Source organism: Flavobacterium sp. ASV13, assembly GCF_000745775.1.
In the GTDB taxonomy this organism is placed as follows: domain Bacteria; phylum Bacteroidota; class Bacteroidia; order Flavobacteriales; family Flavobacteriaceae; genus Flavobacterium.
The window spans coordinates 286,193-305,731 of the sequence record NZ_JQJY01000009.1 but is presented as its reverse complement, the minus strand read 5'-3'; the positions used below and the strand labels follow the sequence as shown (position 1 = coordinate 305,731).

The following is a 19,539-nucleotide window of genomic DNA, read 5'->3' as shown; positions in this document are numbered from 1 at the left end:
TTATAAACTAACATTTATTCCCATTGATATAACTTTAGAACGTGGAGTTCCATTGATATCTACTCCAGATGTTTCCATTTCAGGGTTAATACCTTTGTAATCAGAAATTAACCAGATATTTTGAGCCTGAACATAGATTCTGAAGTTTTCTACTTGGATTTTATCTAACAAGATTCTAGGTAAAGTATAACCTAAGCTAATGTTATCTAAAGAAATGAAATCTCCTTTTTCTACGAAACGAGAACTCGCGTTTCCAGAAAGGTTAGTAAATGTATTTGAACTTGCCCATAATCTTGGAGTCCATCCGTCTCCAGGATTGTCAACACTTTGCCATCTTCCTAAGATCTCTGTTCCGTTGTTGTTGAAGTTTTGGTTCATCAACTCTCTTCTTGTAGAGTTGAAAATTTTGTTTCCTCCACTGAATCTGAACATAAATCCGAAATCAAGATTTTTATATTTCATGCTAGAAGATAAAGATCCATAGTAAGTTGGTAATGTATTACCTAAAATTACTTTATCAGTAGCAGCACTTAAAGTAGCTGGAGTTGTTAATGCAGCTGGATTGTTTGGATCGAAAACATAGTAAGTAGATGTTGGAATGTTTCCTTGAACTAAACTACCATCAGCTTTGTAGTAAACTGGGTTACCATTTGCTTTGTTAACTCCCCAATATTTGAAACCATATAAAGAGTTCATTGATTCACCTTCTCTAATAATGATATTTGGTGCAATGTTAGTATCTGTTGAAGATCCTCCAATGATATCTTGACCATTAAATACGTCAGTAACTACGTTTTTAGACAAAGTCAAGTTTGATGATACATCCCATTTGAAGTTTTGGTTGTTGATAGCTTTGAAACCAACAGCGAACTCTAAACCTTGGTTATATAATTTACCAATATTTTTGTTTGTTGTATTAAACGGAACACCTAATGATGGAGAAACCGGTACAGCCAAAATTAATTTATCGATATTGTTTCTGTAGTAATCAAAACCAATAGTCAAACGATTATTGAAAAATCCGAAATCAGCACCAAAGTCAATTTTCTCACTAGATTCCCATTGTAATTGAGGATTTCCAAATTGGAAATATCCAATACCATTTGCAGTTGCATAAGGAGAACCAGTTGTTAAATCCATGTAAGGATAGTTTCCAATTTCAGTATTTCCAACTTTAGAGTATGATGCTCTTAGTTTGAAATCAGAAACTGTACTGCTGATTGATTGCATGAAATCTTCTTTAGAAACTGTCCAACCTGCAGAAACTCCAGGGAAGTTAGTCCATCTTGTATCTGCACTTAACTTAGAAATACCGTCTCTTCTGATAGAACCCTGAATGAAGTATTTTTCTTTGTAGTTATATGTAAAACGTCCTAAGTAAGAAATAATACCATTTTCAGTAACAGATCCACCTGAATCTTTAGTAACATATGAGTTAGTAACTAAGTTTTGGTTGAAGAAATCACTGATGATATCACTTCCAGACCCCCAGAAATTTTGATATCTCTGTTTTTGGTACTCAGCAACAGCTGTAGCTCCTACGTTATGATTTTCACCAAAAGTATGCTTGTAGTTCAAGATATTTTGCCAGTTCCATCTTAAGTATTCTGTATTATCATTGTACAGGTAACCATTTCTAGAACGTCCGTCACCGTGAATAGGATTCCAGTATTGTAATCCACCAGTAATAGAGTTATCAGCACTTACTTGTAATTTGTAAGTTAAATCAGAAGTAATTTTTGCGTTAGCAAAAAGACTTAACAATGTTCTGTTAACTTTTGAGTAATATTTATTATGATCTAATACATAAAGAATATTTGTAATGTTATCTCCTACTGGATCTGTATTATCCCATCTACCAACTGTATTTGTACTTAATGGCAATGTTAAGTTATATCCTGTTGGATTTGCTGCATCATAAATTGGCACGTTAGGCAATTGTCTGATTGTGTTGAAGATATTTCCAGAAAGTCCACTAGCACTAGTATTTAAACCATTGTACTCAGTTCTAGTAACACTTAAGTTTGTACCAATGCTTAACCATTTATTGATATCTTGATCAATATTAGCTCTTACTGAATATCTTTGCATGCTATTTGCCAAGTTGATACCATCTTGATCTGTATAACCTAAAGATAAGTAATATTTAGTTTTATCAGAACCACCACTAAATGCTAAGTTGTTAGTGATTTGAGGTGCGTTTCTTAAAACAGCACTTTGCCAGTCTGTATTATAAGTACTTCCAACAGCCCATGGAGCTTGTCCTCTGTTAGTTCTTTTTTCATTTGCAATCGTTAAGAAATCAGGAGTCTGTAAAAGATCGTATTTTTTAGCTGCACTTGCAACACCAAAATTTGAAGAGAAATTAACTTTTAAAGTTCCTTTTTTACCGCTTTTTGTAGTAATCAAAATTACTCCATTCGCAGCTCTTGATCCATAGATAGCCGTTGCAGCACCATCTTTCAAGATATCAAATGATTCGATATCGTCTGGGTTAATATCTGCTAAACCGTTTGTGTTTGCAACACCTCCGATATCACCAGAAAGAATTGGCACACCATCTACTACGATTAATGGATCACTTCCACTAGAAATAGAAGCAATACCTCTAATTCTAATTTTTGGAGCAACTCCAACAATACCACTGTTAGTTACAACTTGTACTCCAGTTGCTCTACCAGCTAATACTCCTTCAAAAGATGGAGTCACTAAGTTAGCGATGTCGTTACCAGCAATTTTAGAAATAGAACCTGTAACTTCTTTTCTTTTCTGAACACCGTAACCTACTACGACAACCTCATTCATTAATTGTGCTTCAGATTCTAGCTCAACGTTTACTGTATTTGAAGTCCCTACAGTAACTTGTTTGTTGTTCATACCAACATATGAAAAAACCAAAACATCACCAGTCTTTGCTTTGATAGAATAACTTCCATCAAAATCAGTCTGAGTATTTGCTTTAGATCCTTTCACAAGAACATTTACTCCTGGAATAACACCTGTTTTATCAGATACCTTTCCAGTAACAGTTCTCTCCTGAGCAAAAGAAAACTGCATAGATAACGCTACAAGGAGCGTAAAAATCCATTTAAATTTTAATTTCATTTTAATTTATTTTGAATTAGTATGCGACAAACATCTTAATTATTTCTTAAAATAACAAACTATTTGTACTTAAATTTCCTTAAGATTATTAACAAAAGCTTAATCCAATCCCAGAAAATATAACTATTTCAAACTTTAAATACTATTTTTCCTTCAAAAATATCAAAAAATATAATTTTTTTGAGTTAAAAACGTTAACAGATTTTAACATTTAAGAAAATCAAATAGTTAAACTCATAAAAAACAGCAATATCTTTTATTAAGTTCTCTAAATCAGTAGAGTTTTTTAAACTTTTGATAAAAACAAGAGCAAAACATGGCAAAACATCCATTTTTTATAAGTTTTTTTAATAGTTGCCCTAAAAAAATTCAAAAAAAAAGCGCTTATCAACAAAATTATTAAGAGAAAGTGTAAAAAACATGAAATATTATCTCTAAAAACAACCCAAAAAATGACATAATTTATTCGATTTTTTATATCCCTTCTTCAATTTTTAATCGTCGCTAAGCCTTTTTATTTAATTTTTTATAATCTTTGCCATCCAAAAAGGTTAAAAATGCTCGAAAAGAATTTCTCAGGATTTATTTTAGAATCGGGAACCGATGAAGCCGGACGCGGATGTCTAGCCGGGCCCGTCACAGCAGCTGCTATAATTTTGCCTGAAACTTTTGAAAATCAAATTTTAAATGACAGTAAACAACTGTCTGAAAAAACAAGAGCCCTTTTAAAACCAATTATTGAACAGCAAGCGCTCTGTTTTGCTGTCACACATTTATTTCCGGAAGAAATTGACGAAATAAATATCTTGAATGCCTCTATGAAAGGAATGCAGGAATGCATTTTAAAATTAAAACATGTTCCCGAATATATTATTGTTGATGGAAACCGAGCCTTAAATGCAAAACTTGGACTTAAAAACACTTTTGGCAAACAATTTTCTTCAACCGAAATTGAACTTCTAAAATCAATTCCAAATAAAAGTATTATTAAGGGTGATGCTAAATATTTAAGTATTGCGGCAGCGTCCGTTTTGGCAAAAACGTATCGCGACGAATATATGGATCAAATTCACGAAGAATTCCCAATGTACAATTGGAAACAAAATAAAGGCTACCCAACCAAAGAACATAGAGAAGCTATTAAAAAATATGGCCCCACAAAATATCATCGAATGAGTTTCAGACTTTTGCCTGATCAACTGACTCTGGATTTTTTTGAATAAAAAAAGCGACCTATATATTAAGGTCGCTTTTTTTTATTTCTTGCTTTTCAGGAATTCCGCAAATTGTTTGGTATCATAATAAAAAGGTCTGATCGCCGTAATTTTTCCGTTTTTCAAATCAAAATGTTCCGAAATTGGCATTGAAAGGTTTTTACCCGATTTTTTGGATTTGCAATTTATAGTGAAATAAATGATTACTTCATTTTTTGAAGCATCACTAAAATATGTTGGTTCTTTCTCTATTTGCAAATCAAAAAACTCTGCAGATTTTGCAAACATTTTTGTCCATTCAGCAAACCCTACAAAAGTACCGCCGTAAGGAAGTCCCGTCGCCTGAGTGTAAACTGCTCCATCTTCAATTAAAGTTGCCATTGCATCAAAATCTCTTGTTTTAAAAAGACATTCATAATATTTTGCAACAACTTTAAGATTATCTACTTCAAGATTTTTTAAAATATCCGTTTCAGACAAAGTTGCTGAATTATCCCAAAAGCCGATTATTTTACTTATTTGCCCTTTTCCATTCAAGCGGGCAAAATCTCGGCCTGCCATTATAAGATTATTTTTAGAATCCAGAATTTTCCATTCCCAGGTTACATAATTATCTTTCACTATTTTTACTCCAGATGTCAATACAGCATCTGGAAATTTTTTATAAAATTCATTGATGACATTATTAAACGCCGTAGTTCCTTTTATTGAAGCAGAAGGATCTTCAAAAGTACTGTCTTCTAGCCAAATCGATTTAATCATTTTTAATCTGACGTCACTATTTTTCTCTTGCCATACCTTTTCATAAGCTGCAATTGGGTATAATTTATCTTTCTTTTGAGCAAAAAGGCCATTAAGCATAAATAGAAAACATACAAAGTAGATTTTTCTCATAAGATATTAGATTTAGTTAACGCTTAAATTTTAAGTATAAAACCAAATTTACCATAAAAACATTAGAAAATCATCATATTTCTGTAATTTGCTATCAATTTAAAATCTTGGCTCTTAGCCGAACATTTTTAGATTTTTTTTCAATTATTCCTTTGAAAAATAAATTTCTATTGAAAAACAGAAACTTCATTTATGAGTTTAAAAGCATTTTTAAGTTCCTTTTCCCATTCTAAAACGTTGTCTGTTGAAGCTCTGTCAGCTTTATCAAAATAAAAGTGCTGTTTGATTTCTAATCCACAATATTTAAAAATTCCGGTATCCGAAGTTAATTCCAAAGCTTTGTCCATTCCTATTGCTTCATATTCAGCATTTGATTTTCCATGAGAATTTACAATAACGGCTTTTTTTTCTGTCAGTAAACCTTTTTGAACGCCCTGATCGTATCGATACGCAAATCCGTAACTAAAAACGCGGTCAATATAACCTTTCATAATTGCCGGCATTCCCGTCCACCAAATTGGGTAAACAAAAATAATTTGGTCTGCCCACGAAATAAAATCTTGTTCTGTTTTTACATCATCTGCAACTTGTCCCATTCTTTGCCCCTGCATATCCTGCAAAGAAAGAACCGGATTAAAATTGATTTCATTTAAATCGCGAACCACAATTTCCTGCCCTGATTTTTCTAAAGTTTCTACGATTGTGTTTTTAAAGAAATGATTTAAACTTGCTTCGTTTGGATGTGCGTAAATAATTAAATTTTTCATGTTTTCTAGTTTTAAAGATTGAACATGACAAATCTATAACACAGGTTTGAGGAGTAATTGTAAGAAAACGAAATCGGTCTTATTGCCGTTTTGAACTGCAGATATCGCTTTGAAATTTGAGGAACTTTGTTGGCGAAATATTCATATAATATTTAAAGTCATGAATAAGCTGGCTTTGATCATAATATCCGCATTCATTAACAATTGTTAACCAATCTATTTTTAGTTCGTTTAGAATATTTTTCTGAATTTGATCAATGGCCTTTAAAAACCTTTCATAACGATTGGCTTCTTTAACGGAATAACCAAAAATCTTTTTTTGATTCAACTGAATGTTTCTTTCAGTTTGATTGATCTGTGAAGCAATCGTTTTTATTGGATTTAAATTCTGATCATGAAAATCGCTTAAAAGAGTCGTAATTGCCGTTTGTTCCCGCAAATAAGGTTTGCAGAAATCTAAAATATAAGCGACACGTTCTTTTGGATCAGGAATATTTTGAAGTTCTTCCCATAAAACAGTAAAACAGTTTTCATTAATTAAATCATCGGGATGAATGGGCATAGAATCAAAAAGCGCATTGCCAAAGAATCTGTAAAAAGCATCTTCTTTAAAATTGGCAACTAAAATCTGTGAACCTGGTTCTAAAGTATAATCAAAAGCTTGTTTGATTGGCCCCAAAACAACGCATTTTTCAATTTCCAGAAAAGTATTCTGCTGCGATTTTAAAGATGATTTTGTTCCGAAATTAAAAACCAATATACTTTGAAAACTTGGCAATAAGGTTTTGGTTATGGGAAATTCTGTTTTGTTTTCAGCAAAGTAGAAATGCGAAAAAACAGTTTCAAATGCTGAAGGAACGGCAATTCTGTAATTGTTATTTTCTTCAGCATTTTTCATACTTTATATATTTTAGAAACTTATTTAATAAATTCAGCTTCAAACAAATTAGCTACATGTTTGAGTATTTTGGCTTTTACTTCGTCTTCATCGACTTTTTCGACACCAAGCTCTACGTGTAAAGAAGTTACGCCTTTTCCGCGAATTCCACACGGAATAATATTATCAAAATATCCTAAATCAACATTTACGTTTAAGGCAAATCCATGCATGGTTACCCAGCGTGAAGCACGAACGCCCATTGCGCAAATTTTACGTGCAAACGGAGTTCCGACACCAAGCCAAACACCCGTTTCTCCTTCACTCCTGCCGGACTCTAAACCGTATTCTGCCAAGGTAAGAATCATTGCTTCTTCGAGGAAACGTAAATATTTATGAATGTCGGTAAAGAAGTTTTCTAAATCCAAAATAGGATAACCTACGATTTGTCCCGGACCATGATACGTTATATCACCACCACGATTGATTTTATAAAAAGTCGCTCCTTTTGCTTCGAGCTGTTTTTCGTTTAATAATAAATTTTCCAGATCACCGCTTTTACCTAATGTATAAACATGCGGATGCTCAACAAATAACAAATAATTTGGTGTTGGCAAATCTAATTCTTCTCTTCTGTTTTTGATTTTTAAGTCGACAATAGCCGCGAAAAGTTCTTCCTGATATTCCCAAGTCGATTTATAGTCTCTGTTTCCCAGATCCTGAAGTTGAATATTTTTGTTCATTTTGATTATTTTTCAAACTCAACATCAAAGTTAAGTTTGTCCGGATTCTCCATATAATCCGTGAAAGAGTATTGAATTGTAATTGATTTCCTGTCGTCGCTGAATAAAGCGCTTGGATTAGAAACTTTTTTAATCTTTTTTGGAAAGTGATATTTCACAATATAATTTGACGATGCAAAAATCATTTTAGACATATCTGCCGACGAATCATTTAGCTTTTCTGTTAATTTTTGCTGATCAATTGTAGCTTTTCTGGTAAATTTCTTTCCGTCATACGTATAATTTAATTTACTTTTATTGTCTCCAAAACCATTCCCAAGAGGATTTGCTGTTGCTCCTCCTTCTAATTTTTGTAGTGTACTTGCTGTCTGTAAAATATCCTGAAGTTCATTCACGCTCTTAAAATCAGTTGATAAAGTCATTAAAAACTGCTTTTTTTCTGCGCTCATTTTTGTAGTAACTACGAAGTTTTCCAGCTTTTTCAGTTCTTTTTGCACTTCTGGAGATAATTTTGCGATGCTGTCTTTTTTCTCAGCAAGCAATTGTTTAAAAGTAAAAGTTGAATCAATGTCTTTTTTGGCATCAGCTCCTACTTGACTTCCAAGTTGATCGCCGGCCATTTGCATTAAAGAAGAACCGTCCATATCTACAGAAAATTTCCCGGATCCGTTATCGTTGATATAAATATTTTCAGTGAAAGTACAGCTTGTTAAAGTTGCTAGTAAAAAAGAAAAAAACAGAAGTTTATATAATTTCATAATGGTTTTATTTTTATCAAAGATACGAAGTCTATTTTTATTTTTAAGACTCTAAGTAACTAAGCTTCTAAGATGCTAAGTCTAGCTTATTGAAAGTCTTTTGGTTCTAAAACCACTTCTAAATTTGTTACTTGAGGGTTTTGAAGACAATCTGAAAGCTGAAACTCTATGGTTAATGATTTTTTATCTGAGCTGAGAATCACTTTTTCATTTGAAACCGATTTTATTTTTCTCGGAAAATGATAATTTAAAATATACGACTCCACTAATTTATATTTCGAATATATTTTTTTTCTCTCCTCCCATTCTTTTTTGTCTTTCTCAAAATTTTCCTGATCCATTATTTGTAAACTTCTTTTAAAAATAACGCCATCAAAACTGTATTTTATTTTATAATTTTTTCTATGTATCGGATAATTTTCTTTTAATGAATTTGCTAATCCGAGGCTTTCGTAAACATATGGCACTTCATCTATTTTTTTGAAATCGACCCATACTCTATTGAAATTTTCCATTTGAATTGGATCTACTTTGATATGCATTTTTACATTCGCATGTTCCGTAAACAAAGCTTGATCAACCTTACTAAATCTCACAAAAGTTTCATGATACTTTGTAATATAATCTTGAAAAGTAAAAATTGTGTCTCTGAATTTTTCGTATCTAAGATCCTGCCTTCCTAATTGTTGAAAACTGTTCTCATCACGAAGATTATAATATTCAATTGTTCCACTTCCGTCTGAATTGAGATTGATAGTTTCAGTAATTTGGCAACTTGCAAAAGAAATTAAGATAAAAAAAACGGATATGTATTTCATTTTTTTGAAAAGATTTTAAGATTCTGAGTGACTAAGATACTAAGTTTTCTTTTAGTTTATTTCTTACAGATTTTTTGTTTGTAATTGCGTTAAGAATAAACATTCCAACTAAAACATCTTTTGAAAACAAAAATTTCTCATCTAGCCCCGATAGAAGCGGTATCCTTTTTCTTCCGCCGTGGCGGAAGGAAAAGATACAAGCGAATAGCGGGACAAGAGCCAATAAAAAACTGTTTTTTCTGCTTCTAATAAAAAACATTACTCTTTTCTAAAACTTTAGACTTTATGACTTTGCAACTTTGCGACTTAAAAACTATCTTTGCACACTTAAAAAACAGAGCACAAAATGGCATTATCAGAACAAGAAATCATTAGAAGAGAAAAACTTCAGAACTTACGCAACTTAGGAATCAATCCTTATCCGGCTAATCTTTTTCCTGTAAATCATACTTCGAAGCAGATAAAGGACACATTTGAGGAGGGTAAGAAGGTTATCGTTGCGGGACGTTTGATGAGTGTTCGTGATCAGGGTAAAGCTTGTTTTGCTGAATTACAAGACAGCGAAGGACGTATTCAATTGTACGTGAATCGTGATGTTTTGTGTGAAGGTGACGATAAAACTTTATACAACCAAGTATTTAAAAAATTAACTGATTTAGGTGATTTTATTGGTATTGAAGGTGAATTATTTACAACGCAAGTTGGTGCAAAATGTATTCGCGTGAGCGGATTTACTTTCTTGAGTAAAACATTGCGTCCGTTACCATTGCCAAAAGTTGATGAAGAAGGAAACGTTCACGATGCATTTAATGATGCTGAATTACGTTACAGAATGCGTTATGTAGATTTAACTGTAAATCCACAGGTTAAAGAAACTTTTATCAAACGTACTAAATTGTTTACTGCGATGCGTGGTTATTTTAACGATGCTGGATATCTTGAAGTTGATACTCCGGTTTTGCAGTCAATTCCTGGTGGTGCTTCGGCGAGACCATTTATTACGCACCATAACTCGCTTGATATTCCGCTTTACATGCGTATTGCGAATGAGTTATATTTAAAAAGATTAATTGTTGGTGGATTTGAAGGTGTTTATGAGTTCTCTAGAAACTTCCGTAACGAAGGAATGGACAGAACGCATAATCCTGAGTTTACCGCAATGGAAATATATGTAGCTTACAAAGACTACAACTGGATGATGGAATTTGCTGAAGGTTTATTAGAGCATTGTGCAATTGCTGTAAATGGTACAAGCGAAGTTACTTTTGGCGAACACAAAATCAACTTTAAAGCACCTTATGCACGTGTTACGATGACAGATTCTATCAAACATTTTACTGGTTTTGATATCTCAGGAAAAACAGAAGAAGAATTGTTTGAAGCAGCAAGAGGAATGGGAATCGAGGTTGACAAAACAATGGGTAAAGGAAAATTAATTGATGAAATTTTTGGCGCTAAATGCGAAGGAAATTATATTCAGCCAACTTTTATTACTGATTATCCTAAAGAAATGTCACCGCTTTGTAAAGAACACCGCGATAATCCAGATTTGACTGAACGTTTTGAATTAATGGTTTGCGGTAAAGAAATTGCAAATGCATATTCTGAATTAAATGATCCAATTGATCAAAGAGAGCGTTTTGAAGATCAAATGCGTTTGGCTGCGAAAGGTGATGATGAAGCAAACGGAATTATCGATGAAGATTTTTTAAGAGCGCTTGAATACGGTATGCCTCCAACTTCTGGAATGGGAATTGGAATGGATCGTTTGATTATGTATTTAACGAATAATGCTTCTATTCAGGAAGTTCTATTGTTCCCTCAAATGCGTCCTGAGAAAAAATTAGCTCAGATTGAATTGTCTGACGAAGAAAAAATTATCATTACTTTATTGAAAGGAAATGAAAATAAAATGGAATTAGGACAACTTAAAGTTACGGCTAACTTAAGCGGTAAAAAATGGGATGCTTCTATGAAAAACTTATCAAAACATGGTTTGACTAAAGTTGTAGTTGACGGCGAGTTTAAATTTGTGGAATTGGTGGGGTAAATTCTTTTAAAATCATACAAAATTAAAAAAGGAGCTTTTATTGAAGCTCCTTTTTCATATATAAATATTTTCCTTAATTTTGAAAACATGGAAAGAGCAAAACTTATTGTTAAAAATTTCGGACCCCTAAAAGATATTAATATTGAAGTTAGAGAAATGGTAACTTTTATTGGGGCACAGGCTTCTGGAAAAAGTACTTTGGCTAAATTAATTTCAATATTTGAAGATGATGATTTTAGAAGGAGCTCAAAAGCAACTTTTGAAACAGAATTACATAAATACAATATTTACTCCTACTTAAATGAAAACACTTTTATTGAATATAAAAATAGCGAAAGTGTATTTCCATTTACATTAAAATTTTCATCTAGTAAATTTGAAAAGCAAACAGCCCCTCATTCAATTGAGCTTTTCAAAGAAATAAAACCTAAAGATCATTTTATTACAAAAGATATAACGATTATAGCTTTTAAATTATCAATTTACTGGAGCATTGAGCATTGTGAATCTTATGATCCAAATTTTGAAACAAAAATTCTCAATCTTTTTCCAGAAAAGAAACAGAAGACTAAGTTTATAAGCTATTATTACAATCCAGAAAACAGAAAGTCTTTTAAAGGATATTTAGCAGATGAAATTTTAGATATTTTAAACAAAGAAAAAGAAACCGAGAGTTATTTTCAGCTTTACGAAACCTTAATTAATTGTTTTCCAAATATATTCTTATATGATTCAATCTATATACCTACAGAAAGAAATATTTTAGGAATTATCTCTACCAATATATTAGGATTAATAAACAATGATATCCAGATTCCAAAATACCTATTAAATAGCGGGCAAGAATACGAAAAAGCTGTTCAAACAGTAAAAGAACTACCATTAGCTATTATCGATAAAAAATTCAAGTACAAGAGGGAAGGACAAACCTCATATATCTATCACAATGAAAATGAGAAAATAGATTTGTTAGAATCTGCATCAGGATTACAATCTATAATACCAATCTTATTACTTGTAGAATATTCGAAATCATTAAAAGAAAAATACAATTTCAATTTTGTGGTAGAAGAGCCTGAATTAAATTTATATCCAAAGGCACAACATGAGTTAATTAAATACTTAGTTAAAAATTGTTTGTTCGACAGAAAAAATTTAATTCTTACAACTCATAGTCCATTTGTTTTAGCATCTATAAACAACTTATTACTTGCTTATGATAAAGGACAAACAAATCCAAAAGAAGTAAATAAAATTATAAAAAAAGAATCTTGGTTAAACCCTAAAAACTTTATTGCTTACGAATTGAAAAATGGAAAAGCGAAAAAGATTATGAATGATAAATTAGGACAGATTTCTGAAAATATGATTGATGGAGTTTCTGATAGTTTTGCAGATGAATTTAATAAATTATTAGATTTATGATTAATAAACTTCGAGAAGCATTTCCTCAAATCGAAGAAAATTGCATAACCGTCATTGCTAATAAACACGCATTTGTTTTTGAAGATCCGAAATTAAAAAAAGGTGTTTTTGTAGATGCTACTGAAAAGTATCATTTTCATATTCAAAACAATACAAAGTCATCATACAACTTCATTCAAAATGATGATTGTGTTATGAAAAGCATTAAAGGTGGGCAATGCGATTATGTTATCCTTAATGATAATTGCATTTATTTTACTGAAATAAAAGCAACAGACGAAAATTTATCAGTTCGACGAAAAAAAGGTATTGCACAATTAGAAAACACTATTAAATTTTATTTAAAGAAAATTGACTCAATTAATGTTGAAAGTAAAAATGCTATAATTTGTTTTGACAACCATAAAAGAATTGCACCACAAGCAAGCGTGTCATCAAAAAGAAAAGAATTCAAAGTTAAATATCAAATAGATCTTCACGAAGGAAATTACATTTCATTTGATTAATAAAAAAAGGAGCTAAATGGCTCCTTTTATATTTAAAGCTTAAAACGAATACTTCTCCATTTTTTTATCTGTAATATTCAAAACCTTAGTACTTTCTTTTGGGGTCACACCTTTCCAAATTTCCTGAACTGATGGATTTGATGGGTATTTCCCGTCTTTCATTCTCACAATATGAAACTCGCCGTTGCTTTCTATTATTAAATCAGAAAAATTTTCAGTGGATGTATTCGCTATAAGAATTGGATAATCGGTTACTGAAAAGCGATTTATTAGGCTTCCGTCATTATTTAAAATATAACCAGAACAGCCACCGCTTCCGCAGAAATAGGAGTTTGAAAAGCCAACAAAATATTCGTTTTTATCATCATTGTTTAAATCAAAAGCTTGATAATAAAAAAATCGGTCTGCTTTTGTCATGACAGGCAAATCTTTCTCCAGCAAAATATTTAACTGCTTTCTGATCAATTCAACTGCTTTATCATCTCTTGACGGCGCATCGCTTAAGTTAGCTGTTCCGCCAACAGTTTTTGACAAAGTATCCTGAACAATAGTTTTAATTATATTTTTTGATTCATTTTTATTTTGGCAGGAATAGAATGCCAGAATTCCGATTAAAATTAGAATTTTACTTTTCATAATCTGAAATTTTTAAAATCTACATTTTCCTTAACAGCTAATTAAATTACGAAAAATATTTGACAATTTAAACCAACAGTGCTGCTTTGTTTTCAATATCATTTTTCTCCAATAGCGATTTTATATTATTAAAAGTCACTAACGCAATTTGTGTCAAAGCTTCATTGGTAAAAAATGCCTGATGCGCTGTAACCAAAACATTCGGGAAGCTCATTAATCGTTGAATGGCATCATCCTGTATGATATCGGCTGATAAATCTCTGAAAAACAGTTTTTCTTCCTGTTCGTAAACATCAATTCCTAAATAACCAATCTTTCCTTCTTTTAAACCTTCAATAACAGATGACGTTTCAATTAATCCGCCGCGGCTTGTATTAATTATCATAACGCTTTCTTTCATAAAAGAAATCGACGTATTATTAATTACGTGCTTCGTCTGATCGTTTAACGGACAATGCAGCGAAATAATGTCACTTGATCTAAAAATCTCTTCTAAACTAACAAACGAAACTCCATCTTTAATCATTTCATCATTTTCGACAATATCATACGCCAAAACTTTACAGCCAAAACCTAACGCAATTTTAGCGAATGCTTTACCGATATTTCCAGTTCCAATAATTCCGATTGTTTTTCCGAACAAATCAAAACCTAACAAGCCGTTTAATGAAAAGTTTTGCTCCCGAACTCTATTATAAGCTTTATGAGTTTTTCTGTTTAAGGTCAAAATCATGGCCATTGCGTGTTCAGCTACGGCCTGAGGTGAATAAGCCGGAACACGACATACTTTTATGTTGTATTTTTTAGCCGCTTCTAAATCCACATTGTTAAAACCAGCGCATCTCAAAGCAATAATTTTTACGTTTTTTTCGGCCAATTGTTTGATTACGGCTTCGTTTACAATATCATTTACAAAAACACAGACAATACTGGCATTTTCAATTAAAACAGCAGTCTGAAGATTTAGCTGTGTTTCAAAATAATCCAGCTCAAAACCAAAATCGCTGTTGTATTTATTAAAAAAAACTTTATCATAAGGCTGGGTTGAGAAAAAAGCTATTTTATTATTTAAAGGAGTATTTGAGCTCATCATAATCATGTTCTACGTTCATAAACATCTTAATACTTTAAAAATAAGCAATTATTTCGATACTATTGCTCTTCTTGTTAACGTTTTAATGAATTACGAATCAATATGTTAAATAAAATACAAATCTATTAGAGAAAATTAAACCTAATGAATTTGATGAAGTCTAATCGATATAACAATTAAAAAAACTTAATCATGAAAAAACTATTTATCGCCGCTATGTTATTTGTTGGAGTAGCATCTTTTGCACAAGACATGGATCAAAAGCCAGCACGTGACCAAAGAGAAAGAATGACGCCTGAACAGCGTAATGAAAAACAGCTGAAAAAATTAACTTCTGAATTAAACTTAGATGCTAATCAGCAAACTCAGGTAAAACAGCTTTTGGCTGACCGAAGCGCTAAAGCAGAAAAACTAAGAGAAGCTCGTCAGGCAAATAAAGAAAATGGAACTAAACTAACTGCTGCCGAAAGAGAAACCTTTAAAAAAGATATGTTAGCTGAAAGAGACGCAAACGACGCTAAAATGAAATCGATTCTGAATGCTGACCAATACACTAAATGGAAAAAAATTCAGGAGGAAAACAAAGACAAGGCTAGAGAAAAAATGAGAGAATACAAAGATGAGAGCAACTAATTTACTTTCATAAAAAAAGAGGCTTTAAAAGCCTCTTTTTTGTTTTATATTATAATTATTTAATTGGATTTAAAATCAAATCAATTCGTTTGATACAATCCTCATAATGGTATTTTGTTTCTGTATTTACTGCTGTCGCTTTTGCCGTTACAAGTGATTTTTTCAAAGCATTTAATTCTCCTCTAACCAAAGCCCTAAGATCAGATTGTGCAGCATTATAATAGGTTGCAGATCGATCATTTGGTTTAATTTCCTCTGTCATTAAGCCACCCATTCTATCAATATAAGCTCTTTGCAAATTTCTGCGATAAATAGTAACATTCGTTGCTGAAGCAGCTTCTTTCCAAATTCCTTTTCGAAGATCTTTGAAGAAATCCAAAGCTTTATAAGTATCTGCGCCAAGAATTTCATTATCCATTAATCTTCCAATGCGAGGCAGACTCAGTAAATTGTTCAAATGGCGAACCTGAATATTTCTGAAAGTCTCTGTATAACCTGCATATCCTGTATTTTTTAATGTATTGATATTGACAATCCAAGTTGGCGATGCAAAAGCATTTGCCTGAAGCCAGTTCATTGCTTCAATTTGTTTTGCTTTTGGAACAACTTCATACACATTTCCGATCTGATTTGGATTTTTTGTGTTTTCATAAACACCTCCAACATTGGTTACAACATGCCCGACATATCTTCCCCAAACATCTAACATTTCTTTGTATAATTCGCTTAAATCTTCATAATCATTTGTCACTTTACTGGTCCATTCACTCAAATGATTTGCCACATATTCCAGATTTTTCATTCCGTATGTACTGGCTTTCATTGAATTATTTCCGATATCTTCTGTTTGAGAAGAAGGATCAAACGTACTGCTCTGCTTTCCGAATTTATAAATTGGATTTCCTGCTTTGTCTAAAATCCATTTATCTAAAGTTGCTTTTTCATCTTGAGGAGATTTCGCATTCGGAATTACTCTGTAACCCCAATTAAGCGCATAATGATCATAAGCACCCATTTTACGAATAAAACGAATATTTTGATCTCCAGGCTGCGCAATATAATTATAGCGCGCATAATCCATTATACTTGGAGAAATACCATTTTCCTGTGTGAAAGCTCCGTTTCTGTAACTTTCACAATCATATGATGAACTTGCTCCCATATTGTGTGGAAATCCTAGTGCGTGACCTACTTCGTGTGCAATTACCATTCGCATCATTTCGCCCATTTCTTCATCGCTTGTCTGCAAAGTTCTTGCCGATGGATTTGCTGCTCCTGTTTCAAGCAAATAACGGTTTCTGTATGAACGTAAATGATTATGATACCAAATTACATCACTTTCGATAATTTCGCCTGTTCTAGGGTCAGAAACGCTTGGTCCAACTGCATTTCTTGTCGTGCTTGCCACGTAACGAATCACAGAATAACGAATATCTTCCGGACTAAAATCTGGATCTTCTTCTTTTGTTGGTGCATCTTTTGCAATAATAGCATTTTTAAATCCAGCAGTTTCAAAAGGTTTTTGCCATTCCTCAATTCCTTGTTTGATATATTTTTTCAATTTTTCAGGAGTTGCAGGATCTAAATAATAAACAATTGGTTTTATTGGTTCAACCAATTCTCCTCTTGCATAAGCTTCCGGATCTTTTGGTTCTAATCTCCAACGTCTGATATAGGTTTTAAGATCTGATTTTAATTCATTGCTGCCATAATCGTATTGACTAACGGTGAAAAAGCCAACTCGCGGATCTGCCAATCTAGGCTGCATTGGTACTTCTGGCAATAAAATCATCGATTGATTCATTTGAATACTGATTGACTCTGTATCCTCCAACATTGATGGTTTTGAAGCATTGTAAGTCATATCCTGAATGACTTCAATATTCATCGGAAAGCTTTTAATTTTATTAATAAAACTTCTCGAATCATCCAATCCTTTTACCTTGTACGTTTCACGCATTTCTGCCGAAATTCCACTAATTGCTTTCACATCTGTACTGTAAAATTTGGTTACATCAATTACAGTATTAGCCGAATCTTTGCTGAAAGCTACAATATCAAAAGCAAATAATGTTGGCTCATAATTGTTTGATTTAACTGAAATGCTGATTGGTAAAGTATCATTTGCAACTGAATTATATGATTTTGATTTGATCAGAATCTTATCTTGAAAACGTTGCCAAACAATCAATTGCTCATTCGTTTCAGATCCAGCATTTACGTAGCCTCCTCCTAAATTCGAAGGCAGTTTTGCTAATCTGCTTACCAAGAGCATATCTTTATCTAAATATTTATTCGGAATTTCGAAGTAGTATTTTTTATCCACTTTGTGAACCGTAAAAAGTCCTTCATCAGAAACAGCATCTTTTGTAATTACTTTGCTATATTCTTTAATTGTTGATTCCGGTTTCTTTTCAGGCGGAACAGTTTGAGTTTCGTCTTTTTTCTTTTTCGATTGGGCAAATTGGTTTGTTGGAAATAGCGCAAATGCCGCTATTGTAGATAAAATGAAAAATTTCTTCATTTATTGCAGGTTTTATGGTTATTTGATAAACAAAAATAATTTTTGATTACAATAACACAAGACAATACATCTTCATTAACTTTTTATTAACTACAAAATAAGTATTATAATAATAAAAAAAGGTTCAGCTGATAAAACTGAACCTTTGAGAAATATTTTTTATTTGATTTAAAATGTTTTCGAAACTTTGTCGATTGCATTAATTGTAAAATCTAAATCTTCATAAGTCAAAGCATCGGTAATAAACCAAGTTTCGTATGCTGATGGCGCAATATAAACGCCTTCCTGCAACAATCCGTGGAAGAATTTTTTGAACGTTTCATTATCTCCTTTTGCAGCAGTTTGAAAATCGGTTACAGGATTTGCATCAAAGTGAACAGAAATCATAGAGCCTACTCTATTGATGGTAAAAACAACATTATTTGCTTTTAAAACCTTGTCGATTCCTGCTTCTAAATAAGCTGTTTTTTCTTCTAAACGCGTAAAAATTTCGCGGTCATTATCCAACGCTTTCAACATTGCATACCCGGCTGCCATTGCAAGCGGATTTCCAGATAATGTTCCTGCCTGATAAACCGGTCCAAGAGGCGCTAAATAATTCATGATTTCTTCACGTGCAGCAAAAGCTCCAACCGGAAGTCCTCCTCCAATTACTTTTCCGAAAGTTACAATATCTGCATTGATATTATACAATTCCTGAACTCCTCCGCGCGCTAAACGGAAACCTGTCATAACTTCATCAAAAATCAATAAGATTCCGTTTGCTGTACACAATTCTCTTAAACCTTCTAAGAAACCTTTTGCAGGCGGAATACAGCCCATATTTCCTGCAACTGCTTCAATAATAATTGCTGCAATTTCGCCTTTATTCGCTTCGATTAACGTTTTTACGTTTTCTAAATCATTGTATTTTGCCAATAAAGTATCTTTCGCAGTTCCTTCTGTCACGCCTGGACTATTTGGCGAACCAAAAGTTACGGCTCCACTTCCGGCTTGAATCAAAAATGAATCAGAATGTCCGTGGTAACAGCCTGCAAATTTGATAATTTTATCTCTTTTTGTAAAGCCACGAGCCAAACGAATCGCACTCATACAAGCTTCTGTACCTGAATTTACGAATCTGATTTTATCAATATTCGGAACCATAGAAACGGCTAAAGCTGCGATTTCAGTTTCCAATTCTGTTGGCATTCCGAACGAAGTTCCTAGTTTTGCTTTTTCGATTACCGCATCAACAACTGGCTGATAAGCATGGCCTAAAACCATTGGTCCCCAAGAGTTGATATAATCTATTAATTTATTTCCGTCTTCATCATACAAATAAGCACCTTTGGCACTTTTTACAAAAATTGGAGTTCCGCCAACTGCTTTAAATGCTCTAACTGGTGAATTTACTCCTCCCGGAATTACTTTTTCTGCTTCAGCAAAAAGCTGACTACTTCTCTTATATAACATTTTTTATTATAGATTTCTTGATAATTGTTAATTATTAATTA

Annotated in this window: 16 protein-coding genes; 5 read left to right on the top strand and 11 right to left on the bottom strand. The window is 32.5% G+C overall.

Features of this window, described 5'->3' with window-relative positions:
• The gene (locus GQ47_RS19440; RefSeq protein WP_035651968.1) at window positions 1-3,105 is read right to left on the bottom strand and encodes a SusC/RagA family TonB-linked outer membrane protein; all 3,105 of its coding nucleotides are present in this window, start codon (window positions 3,103-3,105) and stop codon (window positions 1-3) included.
• A gap of 557 nt (window positions 3,106-3,662) precedes the next feature.
• Here GQ47_RS19440 and GQ47_RS19435 point away from each other — a divergent pair.
• Complete coding sequence (locus tag GQ47_RS19435) at window positions 3,663-4,328, top strand: ribonuclease HII (protein WP_035651965.1); 666 nt, start codon at window positions 3,663-3,665, stop codon at window positions 4,326-4,328.
• Between the two features lie 33 nt (window positions 4,329-4,361).
• On the opposite strand, the gene GQ47_RS19430 is transcribed toward GQ47_RS19435, so the two are convergent.
• The 6 genes from GQ47_RS19430 to GQ47_RS19405 all read right to left on the bottom strand — a co-directional run bounded on the left by GQ47_RS19430 (window position 4,362) and on the right by GQ47_RS19405 (window position 9,176).
• Complete coding sequence (locus GQ47_RS19430; protein WP_081909385.1) at window positions 4,362-5,213, bottom strand: nuclear transport factor 2 family protein; 852 nt, start codon at window positions 5,211-5,213, stop codon at window positions 4,362-4,364.
• 167 nt (window positions 5,214-5,380) lie between these two features.
• The gene (locus tag GQ47_RS19425; protein WP_035651961.1) at window positions 5,381-5,980 is read right to left on the bottom strand and encodes an NAD(P)H-dependent oxidoreductase; all 600 of its coding nucleotides are present in this window, start codon (window positions 5,978-5,980) and stop codon (window positions 5,381-5,383) included.
• Between the two features lie 79 nt (window positions 5,981-6,059).
• Entirely contained in the window at window positions 6,060-6,878 is an 819-nt protein-coding gene (locus GQ47_RS19420; RefSeq protein ID WP_035651960.1) for an AraC family transcriptional regulator, read from the bottom strand.
• A gap of 20 nt (window positions 6,879-6,898) precedes the next feature.
• Complete coding sequence (gene lipB / locus GQ47_RS19415) at window positions 6,899-7,600, bottom strand: lipoyl(octanoyl) transferase LipB (RefSeq protein ID WP_035651957.1); 702 nt, start codon at window positions 7,598-7,600, stop codon at window positions 6,899-6,901.
• A gap of 5 nt (window positions 7,601-7,605) precedes the next feature.
• Window positions 7,606-8,358: a hypothetical protein gene (locus tag GQ47_RS19410; RefSeq protein ID WP_035651954.1), complete on the bottom strand. Its 753-nt coding sequence runs from the start codon at window positions 8,356-8,358 to the stop codon at window positions 7,606-7,608.
• Window positions 8,359-8,444: 86 nt separating this feature from the next.
• The gene (locus tag GQ47_RS19405) at window positions 8,445-9,176 is read right to left on the bottom strand and encodes a hypothetical protein (protein WP_035651952.1); all 732 of its coding nucleotides are present in this window, start codon (window positions 9,174-9,176) and stop codon (window positions 8,445-8,447) included.
• 346 nt (window positions 9,177-9,522) lie between these two features.
• Here GQ47_RS19405 and lysS point away from each other — a divergent pair, with 346 nt between their 5' ends.
• From lysS to GQ47_RS19385, 3 genes are all read left to right on the top strand, one after another.
• Window positions 9,523-11,226 carry a lysine--tRNA ligase gene (gene lysS, locus GQ47_RS19395; protein WP_035651947.1) on the top strand — a complete coding sequence of 568 codons (1,704 nt, stop codon included), beginning with the start codon at window positions 9,523-9,525 and terminating at the stop codon, window positions 11,224-11,226.
• 87 nt (window positions 11,227-11,313) lie between these two features.
• Window positions 11,314-12,651, top strand: coding sequence for an AAA family ATPase (locus GQ47_RS19390; protein WP_035651946.1), 1,338 nt, complete (start codon window positions 11,314-11,316; stop codon window positions 12,649-12,651).
• Window positions 12,648-13,157, top strand: coding sequence for a hypothetical protein (locus GQ47_RS19385; protein WP_035651944.1), 510 nt, complete (start codon window positions 12,648-12,650; stop codon window positions 13,155-13,157). Before GQ47_RS19390 ends, GQ47_RS19385 begins: the two co-directional genes overlap by 4 nt.
• Before the next feature lie 39 nt (window positions 13,158-13,196).
• Here the strand turns inward: GQ47_RS19385 and GQ47_RS19380 are convergent, their stop codons facing one another.
• Window positions 13,197-13,793 carry a hypothetical protein gene (locus tag GQ47_RS19380; RefSeq protein WP_035651942.1) on the bottom strand — a complete coding sequence of 199 codons (597 nt, stop codon included), beginning with the start codon at window positions 13,791-13,793 and terminating at the stop codon, window positions 13,197-13,199.
• A 67-nt stretch (window positions 13,794-13,860) separates the two neighbouring features.
• On the bottom strand, window positions 13,861-14,886 hold the full coding sequence (locus tag GQ47_RS19375) for a 2-hydroxyacid dehydrogenase (RefSeq protein ID WP_371199652.1): 1,026 nt from the start codon (window positions 14,884-14,886) through the stop codon (window positions 13,861-13,863).
• A gap of 192 nt (window positions 14,887-15,078) precedes the next feature.
• Between GQ47_RS19375 and GQ47_RS19370 the strand changes: the two genes are divergently transcribed.
• Window positions 15,079-15,519, top strand: a complete 441-nt coding sequence (locus GQ47_RS19370; RefSeq protein ID WP_035651939.1) for a hypothetical protein — start codon at window positions 15,079-15,081, stop codon at window positions 15,517-15,519.
• Between the two features lie 55 nt (window positions 15,520-15,574).
• On the opposite strand, the gene GQ47_RS19365 is transcribed toward GQ47_RS19370, so the two are convergent.
• Window positions 15,575-18,043, bottom strand: a complete 2,469-nt coding sequence (locus GQ47_RS19365; RefSeq protein ID WP_035651937.1) for a zinc-dependent metalloprotease — start codon at window positions 18,041-18,043, stop codon at window positions 15,575-15,577.
• 168 nt (window positions 18,044-18,211) lie between these two features.
• On the bottom strand, window positions 18,212-19,498 hold the full coding sequence (hemL, locus tag GQ47_RS19360; protein WP_035651934.1) for a glutamate-1-semialdehyde 2,1-aminomutase: 1,287 nt from the start codon (window positions 19,496-19,498) through the stop codon (window positions 18,212-18,214).
• Window positions 19,499-19,539 lie beyond the last annotated feature (41 nt).

Bases quoted from the DNA above. Each gene is read 5' to 3' on its own strand.
- GQ47_RS19420 (WP_035651960.1), bottom strand. From the start codon at position 6,878: ATGAAAAATGCTGAAGAAAATAACAATTACAGAATTGCCGTTCCTTCA.
- GQ47_RS19375 (WP_371199652.1), bottom strand. From the start codon at position 14,886: ATGATGAGCTCAAATACTCCTTTAAATAATAAAATAGCTTTTTTCTCA.
- GQ47_RS19440 (WP_035651968.1), bottom strand. From the start codon at position 3,105: ATGAAATTAAAATTTAAATGGATTTTTACGCTCCTTGTAGCGTTATCT.
- GQ47_RS19365 (WP_035651937.1), bottom strand. From the start codon at position 18,043: ATGAAGAAATTTTTCATTTTATCTACAATAGCGGCATTTGCGCTATTT.
- GQ47_RS19380 (WP_035651942.1), bottom strand. From the start codon at position 13,793: ATGAAAAGTAAAATTCTAATTTTAATCGGAATTCTGGCATTCTATTCC.
- lysS (WP_035651947.1), top strand. From the start codon at position 9,523: ATGGCATTATCAGAACAAGAAATCATTAGAAGAGAAAAACTTCAGAAC.
- GQ47_RS19405 (WP_035651952.1), bottom strand. From the start codon at position 9,176: ATGAAATACATATCCGTTTTTTTTATCTTAATTTCTTTTGCAAGTTGC.
- GQ47_RS19430 (WP_081909385.1), bottom strand. From the start codon at position 5,213: ATGAGAAAAATCTACTTTGTATGTTTTCTATTTATGCTTAATGGCCTT.
- GQ47_RS19390 (WP_035651946.1), top strand. From the start codon at position 11,314: ATGGAAAGAGCAAAACTTATTGTTAAAAATTTCGGACCCCTAAAAGAT.
- GQ47_RS19370 (WP_035651939.1), top strand. From the start codon at position 15,079: ATGAAAAAACTATTTATCGCCGCTATGTTATTTGTTGGAGTAGCATCT.
- lipB (WP_035651957.1), bottom strand. From the start codon at position 7,600: ATGAACAAAAATATTCAACTTCAGGATCTGGGAAACAGAGACTATAAA.
- GQ47_RS19385 (WP_035651944.1), top strand. From the start codon at position 12,648: ATGATTAATAAACTTCGAGAAGCATTTCCTCAAATCGAAGAAAATTGC.
- GQ47_RS19425 (WP_035651961.1), bottom strand. From the start codon at position 5,980: ATGAAAAATTTAATTATTTACGCACATCCAAACGAAGCAAGTTTAAAT.
- GQ47_RS19410 (WP_035651954.1), bottom strand. From the start codon at position 8,358: ATGAAATTATATAAACTTCTGTTTTTTTCTTTTTTACTAGCAACTTTA.
- GQ47_RS19435 (WP_035651965.1), top strand. From the start codon at position 3,663: ATGCTCGAAAAGAATTTCTCAGGATTTATTTTAGAATCGGGAACCGAT.
- hemL (WP_035651934.1), bottom strand. From the start codon at position 19,498: ATGTTATATAAGAGAAGTAGTCAGCTTTTTGCTGAAGCAGAAAAAGTA.